We start from the raw sequence: 3240 nt of genomic DNA on the forward strand, positions 1-3240 counted from the left end.
GAGACATCATCCGGTGCCTGAAGCGCCACGTCGCCAACGAAGTCTTCGCTCTGCTCACCCATCCGCCTGCCGATCCCCTCCCGGGGCCGCTGCTGCGCCGGCAACGTCAGGCGCTGGGCATCCGCCTCACCGACGCCGCCCGCACCCTGGAGGTGCCCTACCAGCGGCTACGGCGCCTGGAGCTGGGCACCCGCACCGATCCCGAGCTCGTCCACCGCTGTCAGCACTGGCTCGAGGAGACCGACCAGCAACGCCTCAAAACCGCTTGACGCCAATAGGAGCATCCACAACAAGGGACTTGACCACTCGAGCTCGCGACCCTCGGATGGGTGTACTGGCACAACACCACACGCCTTCACGGATACATCGGCGACCTACCACCCGCCGAGTTCGAGAACGCGTTCTATGCTGCACAAACCGACCATCAACAGCTGGTCGGAATCAAATAGGGCGAGTCTCCATCAAACCCAGGGCGATTCAATCCCCTCACCGTGCGGTGATCAGGAAAAACGTCTACCCCGATTACCATCCGAGGTCGGGATGAACGGCTCGACCAGTTTCTAACCGGCATCCGAAAGCACCCGCATCCGCGACATGCTGTCTAAAATCGCGCGTCACCCCCCCCCCCCCCCCCCCCACGCGATGGGGAGACACGCTCTAGCTCTGAGCCTCGCCGAGGCGCGCTTCGGGCGTGAGCTCGGCGCGGAGACCGCCGCCGGTCGCAGCCCCGGCAAGAGCGCGACCCAGCGCAGGTGCCTGCTTGAACAGATTGTGACCGGCCACAAAAAAGACAGAGCCTGCCTCCCACACGGCCACGCCGTCCTCACTCCACGGGAGGTCGGTCACCCAGCAATGAAGGAAGTCGCGCGGCTCTGGGTGGAGACCGGGCAGCGCCCGTGTCACGTATTCGCGTGCGCGTTCGTCCAACGATCGAATCGCCGCCGGGTCAATGAAAGTTCCGTCATCGCGGACGCCGACGGTGTCGCTGAGTCCGACCGAATAGCTGCTGTTGCCCGGTAGCGGTGTCGCGTAGACGCCGACTTCGCCGAAGACGCCGCTGCTGTCCTGCAAGCACGCGACTCGTGCCGGGGCGGCGGCTTTCACGTCGAAGGTCAGCCGGACGTGTGCAGCAAGGCGAACCGGCAGTGACAGGCCGACGCTGCGTGCCAGGCGGGCGGTTTCGCGGCCGGCGCACACGACCACCTTGGAGTAGACAGCCCGGTCGGTGACGCTGCGCACCTCGACCGTCCCGTCACCGCGGGGATCGATAGAGATGACCTCACCGGTGGTGACCGCATCTGAGAGGGTACCCGTGAGTGCCGTGATCGCGGCGCGGGTACGGATCGCGCCGCCCGACTCGTCGAGCACCGCTGGCCCCGAGTACCCAGCGAGCAACGGCATCCGCTGGGCGACCTCGGCCGCGTCGATCTCGTGCGCTTCCACGCCGCCGACCTGGTTGAGCACCCGCAGCCGCGCCAGGGCGCTGTCCCCGATCGCCAGCACACCGTCTGATGAGACCAGCTCGACGTCGAAGTGTTCGGCCCACTGATTCCATACGCCGCGGCTTTCGCGCGCGAAAGCGACGAGTCGCGGGTCGTCGTGGGCATGCCGAAAGATCCGCGACTCGCCTGCGGACTGACCCGTCCCGGGCAGACCAGCCTCGTACAAACGCACCGACACGCCCTGCTCCCGCAGCGCGTATGCCGTCGACAGGCCGACGATCCCGCCCCCGATCACTGCTACCTCGGGTGAACGCGTGGTGGCAACGCCGTATTCAGTTCCTGTCATCGCGGTTCCTCGATCTGTTAGTGATGAGCGATAGGCCGCAAGAGAAGGGGCTGCTGTCACGACGTCAGCGGGCTGTGTAAGCCCGAAGTCACCGCGCGCAGCCACCCCTCCTCTCTGGGCCAGTGCTCCCGTTCTGTGGTGTCAGGCGGGGAGTTTGGAGCCCAGTACGTCGAGCTTCTCGATCGTCGGTTCGGAGAACAACGTGCCGGTCTGCTCGCCGAGAGCTACCGCAACAGGGCCGGACAGGTGGGCGTCGCGTCCGGCGTCATCGGGGAACACGTCGAAGATCCCGAACGAGGTCGGCCCGAGGCGGAACGCGAACCACGCGGTGGTCGCCTGCTCGTCCTCAACAAGCGCACGGCCGCTGTCAAGGAACTCCTTCACGTCGTCCTCCTTCCCGGGCAACGCGTCAAACCTGACCAGCAATCCCTTGGTCACACTCATGACTTCTCCTCTTCCTTTGTCGGGGTGCCCGCGAGTTGGGACACGATCGCCTCGGAGAACGCCGGCAGGTCCTCCGGCGAGCGGCTGGTGATGAGATTCTTGTCGACCACAACGTCCTGGTCGACGACGTCGGCGCCGGCGTTGCGCAGGTCGGTGCGAATGCTCGGAAACGACGTCAGGGTGCGACCGGCGGCCACGCCAGCCTCGATCAACGTCCACGGCCCGTGACAGATCGCCGCCACTGGCTTGCCGCTCTCGACGAAGTCGCGGACGAAGGAAACGGCGTCCTTGTCGACCCGGAGCTGGTCGGGGTTCACCGTGCCGCCGGGAAGCAGCAGTGCGTCGTAGTCGCCCACCGAGGCGTCGGCGACCAGCCCGTCGACGGTGAACGTGCCCGCTTCATCCAGGTCGTTCTTACGGGCCTTGATCTCGCCGTCGTGGATCGAGAGGACCTCGGTCTGAGCGCCCGCGCGGTCCAGTGCTTCGCGGGGTTGCTCGAGTTCAACGCGTTCGACTCCGTCGGCGGCGAGGATCGCGACCCTCTTGCCCTGAAGATCTGCTGCCATGTCAGTTCGCCCCCTTTCCGTTTGACATGCCGGGCTTGATGACGACCTTGGTCCAACCCTCGGACCTGGCGTCGAAGTTCCTGTAGGCGTCGGCAGCCTGATCCAGGGAGATCTCGTGGGAGACGATCCAGGACGGCTTCGCCTTGTCAGCCGCGATGAGGTCTCGCAGCCGGCGGTTGTACCTCTTGACCGGGGCCTGACCGTTGCCCATGGTCTGTCCCTTGAACCAGTGGGTGCCGAAGTCGATGGCCACCTTGCCCTGCTTGGCCAATTCGCCCTTGGCCCCCGGGTCCTGGGGCACGAACACGCCGACGGTGCCGATCCCGCCGGTGAACCGGACCGAGTTGATGAGCATGTTCAAGGTGGCAGCCGGATCTTCGTTGCCCTCAGGATCGTGGGCCTGGTATCCGACGCACTCGCAGCCGCGGTCGGCTCCGAGCCC

General features: G+C 66.0%; 4 protein-coding genes and 2 pseudogenes. 2 read left to right on the forward strand and 4 right to left on the reverse strand.

The features are described 5' to 3' along the window. Positions 1–269 (forward strand): helix-turn-helix transcriptional regulator (locus BJF77_RS20410; protein WP_187347236.1); only part of this gene is annotated, 269 nt, incomplete at its 5' end. Positions 270–305: 36 nt separating this feature from the next. Continuing rightward, a pseudogene (locus tag BJF77_RS19840) lies at positions 306–449 on the forward strand (IS3 family transposase); the annotation flags it as partial. 208 nt (positions 450–657) lie between these two features. Here the strand turns inward: BJF77_RS19840 and BJF77_RS01900 are convergent. The 4 genes and pseudogenes from BJF77_RS01900 to BJF77_RS01915 form a co-directional block, all read right to left on the reverse strand. After that, positions 658–1788: an FAD-binding oxidoreductase gene (locus tag BJF77_RS01900; RefSeq protein ID WP_187347237.1), complete on the reverse strand. Its 1131-nt coding sequence runs from the start codon at positions 1786–1788 to the stop codon at positions 658–660. A gap of 141 nt (positions 1789–1929) precedes the next feature. Continuing rightward, positions 1930–2232 (reverse strand): putative quinol monooxygenase, encoded by a 303-nt coding sequence (locus BJF77_RS01905; RefSeq protein WP_075871117.1) that lies wholly within the window; start codon positions 2230–2232, stop codon positions 1930–1932. Beyond that, positions 2229–2798, reverse strand: a complete 570-nt coding sequence (locus BJF77_RS01910) for a type 1 glutamine amidotransferase domain-containing protein (protein WP_075871118.1) — start codon at positions 2796–2798, stop codon at positions 2229–2231. The genes BJF77_RS01905 and BJF77_RS01910 overlap by 4 nt, the downstream gene beginning before the upstream one ends. Before the next feature lies 1 nt (position 2799). Next, positions 2800–3240 (reverse strand): annotated as a pseudogene (locus BJF77_RS01915) (aldehyde dehydrogenase); the annotation flags it as partial.

Origin of the sequence: Kocuria sp. CNJ-770, from assembly GCF_001942375.1 — a bacterium.
GTDB classification, from domain to species: Bacteria; Actinomycetota; Actinomycetes; order Actinomycetales; family Micrococcaceae; genus Kocuria; species Kocuria oceani.

What these genes read in the sequence shown, in the direction of transcription:
- BJF77_RS01900 (WP_187347237.1), bottom strand. Translation starts at nt 1,788, where the DNA reads ATGACAGGAACTGAATACGGCGTTGCCACCACGCGTTCACCCGAGGTA.
- BJF77_RS01905 (WP_075871117.1), bottom strand. Translation starts at nt 2,232, where the DNA reads ATGAGTGTGACCAAGGGATTGCTGGTCAGGTTTGACGCGTTGCCCGGG.
- BJF77_RS01910 (WP_075871118.1), bottom strand. Translation starts at nt 2,798, where the DNA reads ATGGCAGCAGATCTTCAGGGCAAGAGGGTCGCGATCCTCGCCGCCGAC.